Raw genomic sequence first — 16,179 nt, 5'->3', positions numbered from 1 at the left:
TGTGATGCCTGGTTTTCCGTTCCCTCTTACTGTGCCCCGGCGAGAACCAGACACACCTGTCCATTACCGACACGCGATGTCGCTTTCCCGCCTATATATGCCGCGAAATTCAGGTCGCCGGGCGTCGTCAGGCGGGCTGGTCCCCTGCTGCCAGCCAGTCGGGGATATGGCCGATGTTCGGCAGCACTACATCCGCAAGGGGCGCGAGGTCCCCGGCACTGGCCATGCCGGTCAGCACCCCGATCGTGCGCATGCCGGCCGCGCGGCCCGCGATCAGGTCATGGCGGCTGTCGCCCACCATCGCGGTCTCCTCGGGGCGCACCCCCTGTGCGGCGCAGAAGGCCAGGAGCGGCTCCGGGTCGGGTTTGGCGCCATAGCCGCTGTCGGCACCGATCACCATGTGGAAGTGGTCGTAGACCCCGGACCGGGTCAGGTGGCGGCGCGCCGAATGTTCGCCGTCATTGGTCATCACCCCAAGCTTCAGCCCGCCTGTGCGCAGCGCCGCAAGATAGGGCGCCAGCGGCACCGCCTGCGCCAGCTCCGCTTCGGCGGCGGTGCGGATCAGGTAGTCGGCCAGCGCGACCCGGTCCATGTGGGGCACATGCGGCGCCAGCACCTCGGCCACCTCGTCATTGGTGCCGGCGATCACCAGGCTGTCGGGGCGAAACGCCGCCGTGGCAAGATCATAGCGCACCGCCGCGGCCATGGCGGACAGGCGCTGGCCGTCCCCTGCGGCCAGGTCGGTCAGCATGGCCTTGGCCCAGCCGTTCCAGGTCATGGCGAAGTCGAACAGCGTGCCGTCCTTGTCAAAGAGAAGCGCGGAGAGGGTCATGGGGCATCCTTGATCGGCCAATGTGATGCGCCTGCGCTTATCACGTCCAATGCACCTGTTCACCCCCGGGCAGCATCGCGCGCGCCTCGGTGAGGGCGGAATAGCCCACCTCCGCGCTGTCGCAGAAGGCCATCACCCAGGCGTCATCCATCAGCAGGAAATCGAGCACGGCACCGAGGAACGCCGGATCGTTGACCCGATCGCGCAGATCCGAGATCGACGCCCCGCTGGAGCCGAGGAACACCGGCAGCAGTTCATCGCTGCTGGCCAGCCAGCTCAGCGCTTTTAAGCCCAAAACCTCGGCGTGATCGGCGGAAATTGGCATATCGGCCTCCTTGTCGACACTTTTACGTCAATTTGCACTAACCCCGAAAGGGTTTGTTAACCAGTCTCATCAACACTCAAAATTAACTCATAGCCGAAAATGAAGGTGTTTCGCCGTGCAAGGCACGATCCTGGTCATAGATGGGGTTTCCACCAATCGCATCGTTCTGAAGGTGCAGCTGACGGCCGCCTGCTATCACGTATTGCAGGCCGACAGCCTGGCCAGCGCGCTGGCATTGGTGGCCGACAATCGCCCGGATCTGATCCTGACCGCGATGTCCCTGCCCGATGCCGATGCCGCCGGCATCAAGCGCGCGATGGCGCAGATCCCGCAGATGGCCAATGTGCCGGTCATCGCGCTGAGTGCGCAGAACGACCGGTCGACCCGGATCATGGCGCTCTCGGCCGGGATCGACGAGGTGCTCCCGCAGCCGGTGGACGACATGATCCTCCAGGCCCGCATCCGCAGCCTGTTGCGCATGCGGTTGCAGGACGAGGACCTGCATCTGCGCGAAGATGGCGTGCCGTCTTTCGTGATGCCGCTGAAAGAGGCAACCGGCACCGCCCCGCTGCCCCAGCCGACGGCCCGGGTCGCCCTGGTCTGCCATGATCTGGCGACGGCGCAGAAATGGCGCCACCGCCTGGCGGGCGAAGTCGACCACGACCTGCGGGCCTATACCGTCGACGCGATCCAGGATCTGATGCGCAACCCGGTGCCCGATGTGATCGTGATCGAGCTGAACGAGACCTGCGCCGGGCTGGCCCTGCGGCTGCTGGCGGATCTGCGGGCGCGGATCAGCACCCGCGACAGCGTGGTGATCGCGGTGCCCAACCCGGCCGATGCGATGATCGCGGCCGAAGCACTTGATCGCGGTGCCCATGACGTCTTGCACTGTGGGTTTCAGGTCGACGAGCTGGCACTGCGGATCTCCAGCCAGCTGCAGCACAAGCACCGCGCCGAGGTGATCCGCGACAACCTGCGCAACGGTCTGCGCGCAGCGATGGAGGACCCGATGACCGGGCTCTACAACCGCCGCTATGCCAAGCCCTTTCTGGAGCGGGTGGCCCAGGATGCACAGGATCGCGGCGAGAGTTTCGCGGTGATGATTGCCGACCTCGATCATTTCAAGCGGATCAACGACCAGCACGGCCACCCGGTCGGGGATGCGGTGCTGGTGGAGGCGGCCCGCCGCCTGAAGGCGGAACTGCGCGGCGGCGACCTGCTGGCCCGGATCGGCGGCGAGGAGTTCCTGGTGGTGATGCCCGCCATTCACGCCGGTGACACCGCCGCCATGGCCACCCGCCTGTGCAATGCCATCAACGCCAGCCCGTTTGCACTGCAGGGAGGCCCCCAGATCCCGGTCACCGTCAGCATTGGTGCAGTGGTCGGCGGCGGCGGGGGCGATGGCTGTCCGGACCTGGCGGTCGAGGAGCTCTTTGCGGCCGCCGACCGGGCGCTCTATGATGCCAAGAATGCGGGCCGCAACCGCACCGCGATCAAGGCGCCGCCGCGCACTGCCGCCGCCTGAGCCCGCAGGACCGCCCCTCCCGCCGATCCGCCCGCCGCAACCGGCCTCGATGCGGTGGCCGGACACACGGCGCCATATGCCGCGACCTGTTGGGGAGCGTGCATCGGATCCGTGCACCGGGCCACATCCGCCGGTTGTCGAAACGCCGCCCGCCCGATAGCCTTGTGCCATGGCATTCACATTGGACACTCCAACCACGGCCCAGGCCCGCCAGATTGCTGCAATCTGGGCGGCGGGGTGGCATGAGGCACATGGTGACATCGTTCCCGCGGAGCTGCGTGCCCTGCGCACGCCGCAGAGCTTTCACGACCGCAGCCTGAGTAACCTGACGCTGACGCGGGTGGCCTGCGACGGCGCCGAGGTGCTTGGCTTCTGCATGGTCAAGGACGACGAGATCTACCAGATGTATGTCGCGCCCCAAGCGCGCGGTGCCGGCGTCGCCGCCGCCCTGATGCAGGATGGGGAAACCCGGATACGCGCGGCCGGACATCACCGGGCCTGGCTGGCCTGTGCCATTGGCAACACCCGCGCGGCCCGCTTTTACGAAAAATCGGGCTGGAGCCATGCCGGTCGGCAGGTGGTGGATCTGGAGACCGCAGAGAGCGCTTTTCCGCTGGAGATCTGGCGCTTTGAAAAACCGCTCGGCACCGGTGCCGCCCCTCTTGCCCCTGGTGCCTGACCGCCGATCCTGCCCCCCCCTGAGAGATGCGAGGCCGCCGGGCAGACGCCCGCTGAGATGAGCCGCATCCCCGTCAGGGATCGGACGGCGCGCCCCTGACCGCCCCCGCATGGGGGCGCGCGGCGGGGCCTCAATCCGCGCGGGTGTCGCGCCCGGACGCAGCCCCGTCCTTGCCGCCCGGCTGACGCGGCTTGCGGAACCGGGCGATGTGTTTTTCCACCCGATCGGCAAAGGCGGCGCGCTCTTGCGGGGTCATGGTCTCCAGCTCGGTGATCCAGGCCTCCTGCATGGCGCCGCGGAACTGCTGGATGGATTGCGCCTGTGCGTCGATCCGCGCCCGCAGCACCGCCACATCCAGCGGCTCCGCCCGGATCACGCCGAGCAGGTCGGTCAGTTCCGCGATGCGGCGTTCGACGATGTTGTCAAACGGCCCGTCCGCCAGCTGCCGCAGCGCCCGGCGCTGCTCCGGTTCAAAGCTGCGGTACATCACTGCGCCGATCGCCTCGGCGGCGGCGGGCGGCGGCGGCGCCTTGTGGCGGGGACGACGGGGCCCGTCATCGCGCAGCGCTGCCCCGGCCACCAGCCCGACAACCGCCAGGTTGCCGGCGAGCGACAGGGCAAACACCGCCTTCAGCCAGCGCGGCATCCGGGACGAAGCTCTGGGGTCTGATGTCTGTGTCATTGCACATCCTCGGCCAGAACGCTGGCCAGATCGAAGGTTTCATAGGCCGCGTAATCGGCACTTACCGTAGCGGAGGCCGCGAGACTGTCGAGCCCCGGCGCGCCCAACAGCGCCTCCGGCCCCGCCACGCCGATCCACAGCCCGGTACAGCTGGCCGCCACCAGGCCGCCCACCGCGGGCCATCCGCCGAGGGCGGCCAGAAGCAGGCCAAGCGGGCTCCGGTTGCGGTTGGCAGCGGCAGGTCCTGGCGTCGGCGTTGCCCGGAGCGCCTGTTCTGCCGCGGCGGCGGCGGTGATCGAGGACATCAGCCCGTCGGGCACCGTGTCGGGACGTGTCGCACGCGCCTCGGCAAAGAGCGTTTCCAAGGCGTCGACGTCCTGCTGCTGGTTCTGGTGGTTCTCGCGATCAGCCATCTTGATACCCCAATTCCTCTCGACGACCGGCCAGAGCCTTGGCCAGTGTCCGTTTGCCGCGCGCGGTCAGGCTTTCCACGGCCTCCACGCTGATCTCCATGATCCCGGCGATCTCCGGGTTCGTCAGTTCCTCGATGTGGCGCAGCACCACCGCCTGTCGCTGCCGCTCCGGCAGGGTCATCAGCGCCGCCTGCAAGGCATCGTGGCGGGCGCTGTTCTGAAGCGTCTCCGCCGCGCCGGCAGCGGGGTCCGGCGGTTCGGGAATGGCATCGAGGTCCACATGACCGCCGCGCGCCTTGCGCTTGACGTCGATGCAGAGGTTCATCGTCACCCGGTAGAGCCAGGTCGACACCTGCGCCTCGCTCGGGCGCCAGTCCGGCGCGACCTTCCACAGGCGCAGCATCGCATCCTGGGTCACGTCCTCGGCCTCGGCGCGGCTGCCGAGCACCCGCGTTGCCACGCCCAGCACCCGGGGCGCATGGCGCCGGGTCAGTTCCGTGGCGGCGGCGGGATCGCCATTGGCATAGAGCACCAGCAAGGCGTCATCGCTGGCCGGCGCCTCTGCCGGCGCAGGCGCACGGGGGGCCGGTGCCGACGCAGCCCGTCCGAACCCCATCATGGATGCCCCCCCGGTATGGGAAGGCAGGTGTTTGACGGTCCGCATATGCAGTCTTGCGTCCGGATCCGACTTACTCCGCGTCTGCGCCGTGATCCCGTTTGTCCGGGCCGCCACGGTGATGTTTCTTCTTCATCACGGCATCGAGGATCGCCTGCGCGGTATCGAACTCCGCCTTGGAGATCGTGCCATTGCCGTCGGTGTCTGCCCGCTCCAGGATCCGTTGCGGCCCCCGGTGCTGCGGCATTTCCTCGGCGCTGAGCGCGCCATCGCCGTTTTCGTCGAACCGTTCGATCATAGCATCGGTGCGTTTGGCAATCCTTTCCTGCGCCCGGGTCGCCAATTCTTCGGCGCTGAGCAGCCCGTCCCCATCCGCATCGGCCGCCGCAAAGCGTTTCTGGCCCTGGGCGGCCAGTTCGGCCTGGCTCAGCGCGCCATCGCCATCGGCATCCAGCTGTTCAAAGGTCGGACGCTCGCGGGCGGGGCCAAAGCCGGGCTTGGCAACCGCAAGGGTCGCCGTGGCGGCGGTGGAGAGCGTGAGCAGAGTGGCAATCAGGATCTGTTTCTTCATCACATCGTTCCTTCTATCAGCCTCAGCAGCACCATGCTGCCCGATGTAGAAGTGAAACGGGCCACTGGCCGTTTTCCGTCGCGAGGGGCGCATTTTTCTGTTACGGCCGGTTTCGACGTGGCGTCACCTGCCCCCGCCGCGTCACCCGGTCACAGCGAAATACACCTGTGATTTGCATATTTGGTCCAATGTATTGAAACTGAGCATTGCCACAGAGGGAATTCTGCCCGGATTTCGATGCGGCTATTTAAGGTGACGGAGCTTCGAGATGACCCAGACGCACGGCCTCGCCCAGCAAGAGACGCTGACCGACGACCGCCCGACAAAACCCGCACTCTGGAACGGCTGGCGCCAGCGCTGCCCCAAATGCGGCGAGGGCAAGCTGTTGCACAGTTACCTGAAGGTGAATGACAGCTGCGCAAACTGCGGGGAAGAGTTTCACCACCATCGCGCCGACGACGGGCCTGCCTATCTGACCATTCTGGCGGTCGGCCACATCATGGCGCCCCTGATGCACTATATGGCGTTTGAATGGCGCCCCTCGCCCTGGGTGATGGCCTCGGTGTTCTCGGTCACCTGTATCGCCGCGTCGCTCTATCTGCTGCCGCGGCTGAAAGGCGTGGTGGTGGCCTATCAATGGGCAAAGCGCATGCACGGGTTCGACAAGGCCGCACGATCCGCCGGCTGATGCCGCATCGCTGACGCCCCCCCGTGGCCCGCGCGGGCGTGCGCGCCCGGGGGCAAGACGGGACCCTCGGCGAGGGCACCGGCGCCTGCCCCGCCACACGGCCGCTGCTTGCCCCGGGGTTGCGGAATCAGGTGCCGCTGCCCCCGTTTCGCGGCGTCGTTTGATCAAAATCCGGTGCCGCCCCTTTCCTTTCCCTGCCAAAGACAGGAAACTGCCGCCAGCCCCCGGCGGGCGCAGCATCGGCGCGACAGGACCCTTGGCCAGAATCGCTTGGGCCGGATCGTTTGGGCCAGATTGCTTGGGCCGGTCGGGCCGGTGAGGACAGGAGGACCAAAGCCATGGCAGGCACCCCAGGCAATTCAGGCCGCGTGACCGGGCCGCACGGCGGCATGCCCGTGGACAAGGCCGCGATCCGCGATGCCGCCACGGTGATCGCGGTGCGCGACGGCGACAGCGACGATCCGCGGGTGCTGATGGGGCAGCGCGGGGCCAAGGCGGCCTTCATGCCCAACAAATTCGTGTTTCCCGGCGGGGCGATGGATCACGGCGACCGTCACATCCCGCTGGCGGCAGACATCCCGCCCCCCTGTCGGGAGCGGTTGCAAGCCGATGGCGGCGCCGAGGTCTGGCAGGCGCTCTGCGCGGCAGCGACGCGCGAATTGTGGGAGGAAACCGGGCTGATCCTGGGATGCCCCGGCACCTGGAGCGGAGAGGTGCCGCCCGACTGGCAGAGCTTTGCTGCCAGCGGCCATGTGCCGGATGCCTCCGCGCTCAGCTTCGTGTTCCGCGCCCTGACCCCGCCCGGCCGGCCGCGCCGCTTTGACGCGCGGTTCTTCCAGGTGGCCGCCGAATCTCTGCTGGGGGACCTGGATGATTTCTCCCGCGCCTCGGACGAGCTGTCCCATCTCCAGTGGATTCCGCTCAGCCAGGTGCGGCGCTTTGATCTGCCGTTCATCACCGAAGTCGTGCTGGCGGAGGTCGCGGCCAACCTGCGCAGCGGAACCCGCCCCGAGACCACCCCCTATTTTCGCAACGACGACGAGGAAAGCCTGTTCCTGCAGTTGCACGGACGACCGATGGCGGGGCGCGATTGACCCAGCCGCGCGGGTCACAACCACAGGCGTCCGGCGGCCTCGGCGGGCGGCGGCGCTCCCGCGCCTTCGGCTGCACGCCCTTTGTGCCAAAGGGCGCACCGCCAGTCAGTCTTGGGCCGGGCAGCCAGCCCCTTTTGAAAAAAGGGGCTGGCTGCGGCACCGCGCGGGACGCGCGGTGCCGGGCCCAACGGGAGCACGGTGCCCCTTTGCAAAAAGGGGCGCAGATGCGACGGGCGGGAGCCCACCCGGGCGACACAGCGCCACGCGGATGCGGCTCGCCGCTGTCCGTTCAGATTGCCAGGATCAGGGCGAGGATCGACAAAACCAGAAGCCCCATGCCGAAGATCTCTCGCCGCGTCACCTCCTCGCGGAACACCAGCAGGGACGCCAGCAGAGACAACAGCAGCTCCACCTGCCCCAGCGCCTTGACATAGGCCGCGTTCTGCAGCGTGAAGGCGAGAAACCAGCAGAAAGACCCGCCCATGCTGGTCAGCCCCACCCAGACCGCCACCCGACGTGCCGCCCAGACCCGTGCAATCTCACCCGGGTCGCGCAGCGCCAGCCAGACCAGCATCATCACCGTCTGCAAGCAGACCACCACCGCCAGCGTCACCGCCGCGCGCAGCACCGCGTCCGGCTCCTGCAATTGCAGCGACGCGCCGCGATAGCTGACCGCTGAAAACGCAAACAGCACCCCAGACCCGAGCCCCAGCACCGGGGCGCGGCCGCTCATCTGACGCCAGAGCCCCTTGGGGCCGTCCTTTGTCTTTGACAGGACCAGCACCCCGACCAGCCCGATCAGGATCGCCAACCAGCCCAACGCCGAGACTTCATCCCCCAGCACCACCAGCCCGACGATTGCGGTCTGGATCACTTCGGTTTTCTTGAAGGTGATGCCAACGGCAAAATTGCGTTGCTTGAACAGCGCCACCACGCAGACCGTGGCCAGGATCTGCGACAGCCCGCCGATGGTGGCAAAGCCCCAGAACCGCAGCGACAGCGCCGGCAGCTCCGCTTCCGTGCTGGTCACATAGGCCCAGAGCGCCAGCAGGATCACCGGTGCCGAGTAGACAAACCGCGAAAACGTCGCCCCCGCGGCGCTGAGGGTCACCGCGCTCAGCACCTTTTGCAGCATGAAGCGGATGGTCTGAAACGTGGCGGCGGCGAGGGTGACGGGGATCCAGAGCGGCATCGACAAACCTTGGTGGCAGACTATCACATGCCGCTCTTGTGCCCCCTTACTCCGGCGATTTCCAGAGCGGATGCGGCACCGGATCCTTGGCCCGCAGTGCAAACTGCCGGAACACGCTGGCATAGCTGGTCAGCACATAGCCGTCATTGCGGGCCTGAAACCGGCTGCGATGACGCCGGTAGAGGGCCGGCAACCGGTGCCAGGCGACGCCGGGATAGAGGTGGTGCACAATGTGGAGATTGTTGTTCAGGAACAGAAACCCCAGCACCATCCCCAACAGGCCGCGGCCTTCGACGATCGCGGTGCGGCCATGCATGTCCTCATGGGCGCGATGCTCCAGATAGGTGCGGATCTTCAGCAGCGCGAGGCCAATGTAGGCGGCGCCCAGATAGGCCAGCACCGGCAGCGCCGACAACGACACAACCCACAGGACCAAGGCAGCGCCCAGCGCATGCAGCGCCCAGTCGCGCAGGATGCCCGGCGTGCCCCGGCGCATCAGCCGCCAGTCCGTTTGCATAAAGCTGATCTGCCCGATCACCGGCCCCAGCAGCATGCGCCCCAGCAGCGTGTTGTTGACCCGCAGCAGGCGCTGACGCCAGGCGGGCAGCTGCGCCCAGGCCTCCGGATCCTGGAAATTGCTCTCCGGGTCGTCATAGGGATCGGTCAGATTCTCGTCCTGGTGATGCTGCAAATGGGTGTCGCGAAAGCGGCCATAGGGCACCGCGAGGTTCAGCGGCAGGAACACCAGCGCTTCATTCAGGCGGCGGCTGCGGAAGGGATGACCATGCAGCACCTCGTGGCAGAGCGAGGAATGCAGCGCCACCGTGACCCCGGCCAGCCCCACCGCCAGCACGGTGGAAAGCTGCGCCAGACCAAACAGCGCCCCGGCCCAGACACAATAGCAGGCCACGATCAGCGCGAAGGTGCCCCATTCGGGATGCGCCGGCAGCGCGGCGCGCGCCGCAACATCCGCGGGATCGACCGCCTCGGCCGTCGCGTCCCCCGCCCCCTGTGCAAGCGGGTCGTTCAACAGCGCGGCCAGTTGCTCTTCCTCGGTGAGGTCACGCATGGCGGTGGCCTCCGCTCTGATGGCCAAGCCGCCCCCAGGAAATACGCGCCCAGACCCGCTCGTAGATCAGGTATGTGGCGAACCCCAGCGCTGTATTCACTGCGGCCATCTTGCCGCCCGCGCTGACAGAGCCGGTGGCGAGAAATCCCACAAGCGTCATCGAGACCAGCCCGATCACATTCCATACGACAGCCTTCACGAGGGAGCGCCCACGCGTTTCCATAATGCCTCCTGATTTTTTGTATGTGGTCACATTAGCAAGAGCCGAAGCTGTGCAGAATTCCGTATGTGATTAACAAAACCCATCAATGGTGATATATGTCACCACATGAGGGATAATATCGACAAACGCCTGCGCGCCACGCAGTTTCGGGATCGTCTCAATCGCGCCCTGCGCGACAGCGGCCTGAGCCAGAGCGCCCTGGCGCGGGAAACCGGTGTGGACCGGTCCACCATTTCACAGCTGCTGACCGACGAGGGCGCGCGCCTGCCAAACGCCCATGTGGTGGGCGCCTGTGCGGCGGTGCTCGGGGTTTCGGCGGATTGGCTCCTGAGCCTGTCGGACCGGCCGGAGAGCGCGGCCGAGCTGCTGGCCTCCTCGATCGCCATGACCGAAGCCCCCCGGGCGCTGGTGGACGAACGCATCTACGAGTGGCACCGGGAGGCGGCGGGCTACAAGATCCGCCACGTGCCCGCGACCCTGCCCGACATGCTGAAGACCCGCGCGGTGCTGGAATGGGAATACGCGCCGCATCTGGGGCGCACCGCCGATCAGGCCATCGGCGCTTCGCAGGACCGGCTGACCTGGATGCAGCAGGCAGGGTCGGATTACGAGATCGCCATGCCGATCTACGAGATCGACAGCTTTGCCAAGGGCGTGGGCTATTACGAAGGCCTGCCCGCAGAGATCCGGATCGAACAGCTGGAGCATCTGGAGCAGCTGACCACGCAGCTTTATCCCCGGCTGCGGATCTATCTCTATGATGCCAAGCGGCTCTATTCCTCGCCGCTGACCATATTCGGCCCGCTGTTGTGCGTGTTCTATGCCGGCAGCCACTATATGGCCTTTCGCGACCGGGAGCGGATCGAGACCTATACCGGCCATTTCGACCGGCTGGTGCGCGAGGCGGACATCACCGCCCGGCAGATGCCGCGCCGGGTGCGGGCGCTCAGGGCGCAGATCGGGGGGACGTCGTGACGCGGCGCGCGGGCCGCCCTACTGCCGCCCTTCACGCGCGCGTTTCAGCATCTTGCCGATGGTGAACGACGTGCGCGGCGCATAGACGTAGCGGGTGCGTTCCGTCGGGGTGGCGCGGCTGCGCATCCTTGCAAGGCCAAAGACGATCAGCCCCGCATGGCCCACGGCGATAAAGACAAACAGCGCGCCGGGGCCAAAGGCCTCGATCAGGGCGGAGGCCAGAAGCGGCGCGGCGATGGCGCCGCTGGCATAAAAGAACATCAAGGCCGCCGACAGCTCCACCCGTTCTTCGGAGGTGGCAAAGTCATTGGCGTGGGCGGCCGAGACCGAGAAGATCGGCACCGTGGTAAGCCCGAAAAAGGCCGCCGAGATCATGATCGCCAGGGTGCCGCCGCCGCTTGCCGGCAGGGTCACCGCGCAGGCCAGCATCGACACGCCCGAGAGCCAGATCAGCACCCAGCGGCGGTCGAATTTATCCGCAAGCCACCCGACGGGATATTGCGCCAGCGCGCCGCCCAGAACAAAGGCCGCGAGGAAAAAGGCGATCTGGTCGATCATCAGGCCGACCTCCTGGCCGTAGATCGGCCCCACCATCCGGAACGATGCGCCGCTGAGCGCCGAAACCAGGACACCGGCCACGCCAAGGGGCGAGCAGCGCCATGCCAGCCCGGGGCGCAGGCGCGGCGCAGAGGGCATCTTGGGCTGGCTGGCGCGGGTCATCATCAGCGGCAACAGCGTGGCGCAGCACAGGATCGCCAACAGATTGTACGAGATGTAATTTGCGGGTGGCAGCACCGCGATCATCAGCTGCGCCGCCAGCGAGGCGCCGGTGTCGGCAATCCGGTAGAGCCCCGAGGTCCGGCCCCGGTTTTCATTGGTGACCTTGGCGTTCAGCCAGGCCTCGATCACCGTGTAACAGCCCGCCACACAGAGGCCCGAAGCAATCCGCATCGCCGCCCAGGCATAGGGGTTGTCGGTGAGCGTATGCGCCAGCAGCCCCATCGCCCCAAGCGCCGTGCAGACCGCAAAGGCGCGCGAATGCCCGACCCGCCCCATCAGCCGGGGCGTCCACCAGCAGCCGATGAAAAAGCCGAGGAAATGCGCCGAGCCCAAAAGACCGATCTGGCGGTTGTCGAACCCCATCGCCGCACCCGAGAGCGCATCCAGTGGCCCCACGCCCCCGGTAGAGAGCTGGAGCAGAATGACGGACAGAAAGAGGGCGGCAAAGGAGAGGATCGTGCGCATAACAGGCCCGACCATACGGATTCGTCCGGCCCGTGCAGTCGTGTTTTCGACGGGTGGGGTCGTTTTTCTGGCGCTGTGGCCAATCCGGCGCGGATGTGTCCCCTGCCCCGCGCGGGGCAAGCCGTCTCAGCCCGCTCGGCACGGCGCCGGACGAAACGGCGGGCATCGCACCTCCGCACCGCTGCGCATAAGACCGCGCGCCGGTCCGGCGGGGCACGCCCCTGATGATGTCGCCTGGACTACCAGTGATAGGGCGAAAGCGGACCTTGGGCGTCCATCCAACCGTCCAGGCCCCCCTTGAGGCAATGCACATTCTGCAGCCCCATGGTCTCGGCCTGATGCGTGCTCAGCGCCGAGCGCCAGCCGTTGTCGCAGTAGAAGATGAACATCTTGTCGCGGCCAAACACCTCGCGCGCGAAGGGGCTGTCCTGGTCGAGCCAGAATTCCAGCAACCCGCGCGGGCAGGAATGCGCGCCGGGGATGACGCCGGTCTTTTCCAGCTCCCGATAGACGCGGAGATCGATGAATTCGGCGTCGCCCGCCTCTTGCAGCTGTTGCGCATCCGCGACCGGGACGAAGGAAATTTCGGCCTCTGCCTCTGCCACGAGATCCTGATGGGTCTTGGTGGAAATAAAAGTCATGCGTGCCTCCTTGGTCTGGAAGGGGATGCGAGAAGTATACCACGGCACACAACCTGAACGGGCAACAAAGCTACCAAATGGTTAATGTTTGGGCAGGTCGGGGGCATCTGCTTGCATCGCGTCCCCGGCGGGTTAGGGTCCGCGCGACACCGCATTGCAGGAGAGCACGAGATGAAGATGAACCGGCTTGGCCGCACCGATATGATGGTCACGGATCTGTGCCTGGGCACCATGACCTATGGCACCCAGACCGACGAGGCGGATGCCCACGCGCAGATCGACATGGCGCTGGATGCGGGGATCAATTTCCTCGATACCGCAGAGATGTATCCGGTGAACCCGATCCGGTTGGAGACCCTGGGGCGCAGCGAGGAGATCATCGGCAGCTGGAATGAAAAGACCGGCCGGCGGGGGGAATATATCCTGGCCACCAAACATTCCGGCGAGGGATCGGTTGCACGCGATGGCGCGCCGATCACGGCACAGACCATCGGGGCAACGGTCGAGGCGTCTCTGAGGCGGCTGAAGACCGACTACATCGACCTCTATCAGTTCCACTGGCCCAACCGCGGCAGCTATATGTTCCGCAAGAACTGGACCTATGATCCGACCGCCTCAAGCTATGACCGCGCGCAGGTGATTGCGGATATGGAAGACTGTCTTGGCGCGTTGCAGGAGCAGGTCGACAAGGGCAATATCCGCGCCTTTGGCCTCTCGAACGAGAGCGCCTGGGGCACCGCTCAATGGCTGCGTCTGGCCGAACAGGGCAAAGGCCCGCGGGTGGCCTCGATCCAGAACGAATACTCCTTGCTGTGCCGTCTCTATGACACCGACCTGGCGGAGCTGAGCCATTACGAGGATGTGGGGCTGTTGTCCTTCTCGCCCCTGGGTGCGGGGTATCTGACCGGCAAGTATCAGGACGGCGCGGTGCCGGACGGGTCGCGCAAGTCGATCAACGCCACCATGGGCGGGCGTCAGTCGGATCGGGTCGAGGCTGCGGTGGCGGCCTATCTGGCGATTGCCGCCGATCACGGGCTTGATCCGGTGCATATGGCGCTGGCGTGGTGCCGGACACGGCCCTTTATGGCCTCCGCAATCTTTGGCGCGACGGATGTGGACCAGTTGGCGCATATCCTGGAGGGCGCGGATCTGGAGCTGGCGCCGGAGGTTCTGGCCGAGATCGACCATGCCCATCGCGCCCATCCGATGCCCTATTAAACGACGGGAGGGGGCGCTGCCCCCTCTTGCCCCTTGGGGCAATTCACCCCCGAGATATTTATGAAAAGCTGAAGGGGCTAGTTGGTGCTGTGGCTGGCGTGGCTATTGGCCTGCAGGGCCGGATAGCTTGCAAAGGCTGTCTCTGCCCCGCTCTGCCGGAGTTCACGCGCCGACAGGCCATGGGCGGTGCGGAAGGCGCGGGCGAAGGTGGATTGCGAGGTGAAGCCGGTGGCCACTGCAATCTCCATCAGCGGCAGGTTGGTGTCGGTGACCAGACGGCGGGCCTCGGCCAGGCGCAGTTGCAGGTAGTGGTCCTGCGGCGTTGTATTGAGGCGCAGGCGGAACTGCTGTTGCAGGCTGCGCGGGCTGGTGCCCAGAACCTCGGCGATTTCCGCCAGGGGTTTGGGGTCGTCCAGCGCCGCTTCCATGATCGCATTGGCCTTGGCGGTGAGGGCGTTGTGTTTGTGATGCCCGAGACGGCTCTGTCCACGCTGGGGCGCGGAGATGCCGTCGTAGAGGAACAGCCCGGCAACGCGCGAGGCAAAGCCGTGGCCGTGGCGCGCGCCGATGATATGCAGCATCATCTCGATCGCGGGCGTCGCCCCGCCGGAGGTCATGCGGCCCTCGGAGACGGTGAAACGGTCGGTACGGCAGTGAATGTCGGGAAAGCGGGCGGAGAAGTTTTCCAGATCTTCCCAATGGGTGGTGGCGGCATGGCCGTCCAGCAGCCCGGCTTCGGCCAGGAGCCAGGGCCCGCCGTCGATGCCCGCAAGGGTGGCGCCGGTGCCTGCAATGCGGCGCAGACCCGCAAGCAGGCTTGGGGTGGCGTGGCGGGCCAGTTGGAACCCGGCCACCACGATCAGCAGATCACAGCCATCCAGCCGCGCCAGCGGTGTGGTGGGCACGGTGAGGCCGGAGGTGAGCATCGGCGCCTCGGCCGTGGCGCTGATATAGTCCCAGTCAAAGGCCGCGCGTCCGGCCAGCCGATTGGCAGCACGCATCGGGTCCACCGCCGCGGCAAAGGAGAGTGTGTTACACTCGTCCATCACCAGAACGGCGGTCTTGAGGGGGCGGTTCTCCGGCTGGAGGATGTTTTTTGCGGATTTCATCAACTTCGATTCGCTTCGCGTAAACTCTTGCCGGCAAGGCTGAGCCAGAGTCAGGATCAGCGCAAATTGGAATCCGGGGAGAAGCCTGGGGATAACCCGTGGCACAACCCTGTACATCAGAGGGAAAATCAAAAATGCCGCTTTCCATGAACCGCGAGGTCTTTATCACCTGTGCCGTGACCGGCTCCGGAGGGACGCAGGATCGCAGCCCGCATGTGCCCCGCTCGCCCAAGGAAATCGCCGACAGCGCCATTGCTGCCGCCAAGGCAGGGGCGGCAATTGTGCATTGTCATGTGCGCGATCCCGAAACCGGCGCGCCCTCGCGCGACCTAGGGCTCTATCGCGAGGTCACCGACCGTATCCGCGACAGCGACACCGATGTGGTGCTGAACCTGACCGCCGGCATGGGCGGCGACATCACCTTTGGCGGGGTGGAAAGCCCGCTGCCGGTGAATGCGGCGGGCACCGACATGATCGGCGCCAGCGAACGGGTGGCGCATGTGGCCGAATGTCTGCCGGAGATCTGCACGCTGGATTGCGGCACCATGAACTTTGCCGAGGCCGATTACGTCATGACCAACACGCCGGGCATGTTGCAGGCGATGGGCAAGATGATGACGGATCTGGGCGTGAAGCCAGAAATCGAGGCGTTTGACACTGGCCATCTTTGGTATGCCAAGCAGCTGGTGAAGGATGGCGTCCTTGAGGCGAACGCGCTGGTGCAGCTGTGCATGGGGGTGCCCTGGGGCGCGCCCAATGACCTCAATACCTTCATGGCGATGGTCAACAATGTGCCTGATGATTGGAACTGGTCGGCGTTCTCGCTGGGCCGCGATCAGATGGCCTATGTGGCGGCCTCGGTGCTGGCGGGCGGCAATGTGCGTGTGGGGCTGGAGGACAACCTCTACCTCGACAAGGGCGTGCTGGCGGAGAACTGGCAGCTGGTGGAGCGTGCAGGCAGCATCATCTCCAACCTCGGTGCCCGGGTGATTTCCCCGGCCGAGGTGCGCACGCGGCTCGGGCTGACCAAGCAAGCGCCCGTCGCGAAATAATCGGAGGTCGAGGAAGGGGGAGCGCCG

General features: G+C 66.2%; 19 protein-coding genes. 7 read left to right on the top strand and 12 right to left on the bottom strand.

The annotated features are described in order from the left end of the window. Nucleotides 1-127: 127 nt before the first annotated feature. Together MHM97_RS14095 and MHM97_RS14090 are read right to left on the bottom strand one after the other, a co-directional pair. Entirely contained in the window at nucleotides 128-832 is a 705-nt protein-coding gene (locus tag MHM97_RS14095) for an HAD family hydrolase (protein ID WP_239323008.1), read from the bottom strand. A gap of 40 nt (nucleotides 833-872) precedes the next feature. Then, entirely contained in the window at nucleotides 873-1,157 is a 285-nt protein-coding gene (locus MHM97_RS14090) for a DUF3572 domain-containing protein (RefSeq protein ID WP_239323007.1), read from the bottom strand. Between the two features lie 115 nt (nucleotides 1,158-1,272). Here MHM97_RS14090 and MHM97_RS14085 point away from each other — a divergent pair, with 115 nt between their 5' ends. Next, entirely contained in the window at nucleotides 1,273-2,685 is a 1,413-nt protein-coding gene (locus MHM97_RS14085; RefSeq protein WP_239323006.1) for a diguanylate cyclase, read from the top strand. A 169-nt stretch (nucleotides 2,686-2,854) separates the two neighbouring features. Then, entirely contained in the window at nucleotides 2,855-3,364 is a 510-nt protein-coding gene (locus MHM97_RS14080) for a GNAT family N-acetyltransferase (protein WP_239323005.1), read from the top strand. A 130-nt stretch (nucleotides 3,365-3,494) separates the two neighbouring features. On the opposite strand, the gene MHM97_RS14075 is transcribed toward MHM97_RS14080, so the two are convergent. From MHM97_RS14075 to MHM97_RS14060, 4 genes are all read right to left on the bottom strand, one after another. Beyond that, nucleotides 3,495-4,046, bottom strand: a complete 552-nt coding sequence (locus tag MHM97_RS14075; RefSeq protein WP_239323004.1) for a periplasmic heavy metal sensor — start codon at nucleotides 4,044-4,046, stop codon at nucleotides 3,495-3,497. After that, nucleotides 4,043-4,459, bottom strand: coding sequence for a hypothetical protein (locus MHM97_RS14070; RefSeq protein ID WP_239323003.1), 417 nt, complete (start codon nucleotides 4,457-4,459; stop codon nucleotides 4,043-4,045). Before MHM97_RS14070 ends, MHM97_RS14075 begins: the two co-directional genes overlap by 4 nt. Next, nucleotides 4,452-5,075, bottom strand: a complete 624-nt coding sequence (locus MHM97_RS14065; RefSeq protein WP_239323120.1) for an RNA polymerase sigma factor — start codon at nucleotides 5,073-5,075, stop codon at nucleotides 4,452-4,454. Before MHM97_RS14065 ends, MHM97_RS14070 begins: the two co-directional genes overlap by 8 nt. Before the next feature lie 73 nt (nucleotides 5,076-5,148). Further along, nucleotides 5,149-5,646, bottom strand: a complete 498-nt coding sequence (locus MHM97_RS14060) for an EF-hand domain-containing protein (RefSeq protein WP_239323002.1) — start codon at nucleotides 5,644-5,646, stop codon at nucleotides 5,149-5,151. Nucleotides 5,647-5,914: 268 nt separating this feature from the next. Between MHM97_RS14060 and MHM97_RS14055 the strand changes: the two genes are divergently transcribed. Then, a complete protein-coding gene (locus MHM97_RS14055) occupies nucleotides 5,915-6,334 on the top strand; it encodes a DUF983 domain-containing protein (RefSeq protein ID WP_239323001.1) in 420 nt (139 codons plus the stop codon). Nucleotides 6,335-6,672: 338 nt separating this feature from the next. Next, nucleotides 6,673-7,428, top strand: coding sequence for an NUDIX hydrolase (locus MHM97_RS14050; RefSeq protein WP_370645733.1), 756 nt, complete (start codon nucleotides 6,673-6,675; stop codon nucleotides 7,426-7,428). Nucleotides 7,429-7,717: 289 nt separating this feature from the next. Here MHM97_RS14050 and MHM97_RS14045 read toward each other — a convergent pair whose 3' ends face one another. From MHM97_RS14045 to MHM97_RS14035, 3 genes are read right to left on the bottom strand one after another with little or no spacing between them, the layout of a single operon-like run. After that, nucleotides 7,718-8,620 (bottom strand): DMT family transporter, encoded by a 903-nt coding sequence (locus MHM97_RS14045; protein ID WP_239323000.1) that lies wholly within the window; start codon nucleotides 8,618-8,620, stop codon nucleotides 7,718-7,720. A 46-nt stretch (nucleotides 8,621-8,666) separates the two neighbouring features. Then, complete coding sequence (locus MHM97_RS14040; protein WP_239322999.1) at nucleotides 8,667-9,689, bottom strand: fatty acid desaturase; 1,023 nt, start codon at nucleotides 9,687-9,689, stop codon at nucleotides 8,667-8,669. Then, a complete protein-coding gene (locus MHM97_RS14035) occupies nucleotides 9,682-9,912 on the bottom strand; it encodes a DUF2061 domain-containing protein (protein WP_239322998.1) in 231 nt (76 codons plus the stop codon). The genes MHM97_RS14040 and MHM97_RS14035 overlap by 8 nt, the downstream gene beginning before the upstream one ends. Nucleotides 9,913-10,017: 105 nt before the next feature. Between MHM97_RS14035 and MHM97_RS14030 the strand changes: the two genes are divergently transcribed. Continuing rightward, nucleotides 10,018-10,887, top strand: a complete 870-nt coding sequence (locus MHM97_RS14030) for a helix-turn-helix domain-containing protein (RefSeq protein WP_239322997.1) — start codon at nucleotides 10,018-10,020, stop codon at nucleotides 10,885-10,887. A gap of 18 nt (nucleotides 10,888-10,905) precedes the next feature. On the opposite strand, the gene MHM97_RS14025 is transcribed toward MHM97_RS14030, so the two are convergent. Then, nucleotides 10,906-12,132: an MFS transporter gene (locus MHM97_RS14025; protein ID WP_239323118.1), complete on the bottom strand. Its 1,227-nt coding sequence runs from the start codon at nucleotides 12,130-12,132 to the stop codon at nucleotides 10,906-10,908. 239 nt (nucleotides 12,133-12,371) lie between these two features. Next, nucleotides 12,372-12,773 (bottom strand): rhodanese-like domain-containing protein, encoded by a 402-nt coding sequence (locus MHM97_RS14020; protein ID WP_239322996.1) that lies wholly within the window; start codon nucleotides 12,771-12,773, stop codon nucleotides 12,372-12,374. Between the two features lie 171 nt (nucleotides 12,774-12,944). Here MHM97_RS14020 and MHM97_RS14015 point away from each other — a divergent pair, with 171 nt between their 5' ends. Continuing rightward, nucleotides 12,945-13,991, top strand: a complete 1,047-nt coding sequence (locus MHM97_RS14015) for an aldo/keto reductase (RefSeq protein ID WP_239322995.1) — start codon at nucleotides 12,945-12,947, stop codon at nucleotides 13,989-13,991. Nucleotides 13,992-14,068: 77 nt separating this feature from the next. Here the strand turns inward: MHM97_RS14015 and MHM97_RS14010 are convergent, their stop codons facing one another. Beyond that, nucleotides 14,069-15,100 carry a GlxA family transcriptional regulator gene (locus MHM97_RS14010; RefSeq protein WP_239322994.1) on the bottom strand — a complete coding sequence of 344 codons (1,032 nt, stop codon included), beginning with the start codon at nucleotides 15,098-15,100 and terminating at the stop codon, nucleotides 14,069-14,071. Nucleotides 15,101-15,234: 134 nt separating this feature from the next. Between MHM97_RS14010 and MHM97_RS14005 the strand changes: the two genes are divergently transcribed. Next, a complete protein-coding gene (locus tag MHM97_RS14005; protein ID WP_239322993.1) occupies nucleotides 15,235-16,152 on the top strand; it encodes a 3-keto-5-aminohexanoate cleavage protein in 918 nt (305 codons plus the stop codon). Nucleotides 16,153-16,179 lie beyond the last annotated feature (27 nt).

Source organism: Epibacterium sp. Ofav1-8, from assembly GCF_022348185.1.
Taxonomy (GTDB): domain Bacteria; phylum Pseudomonadota; class Alphaproteobacteria; order Rhodobacterales; family Rhodobacteraceae; genus Epibacterium.
Note: the sequence above shows the minus strand (reverse complement) of the source record. Positions and strands in the feature narration are given on the sequence as shown.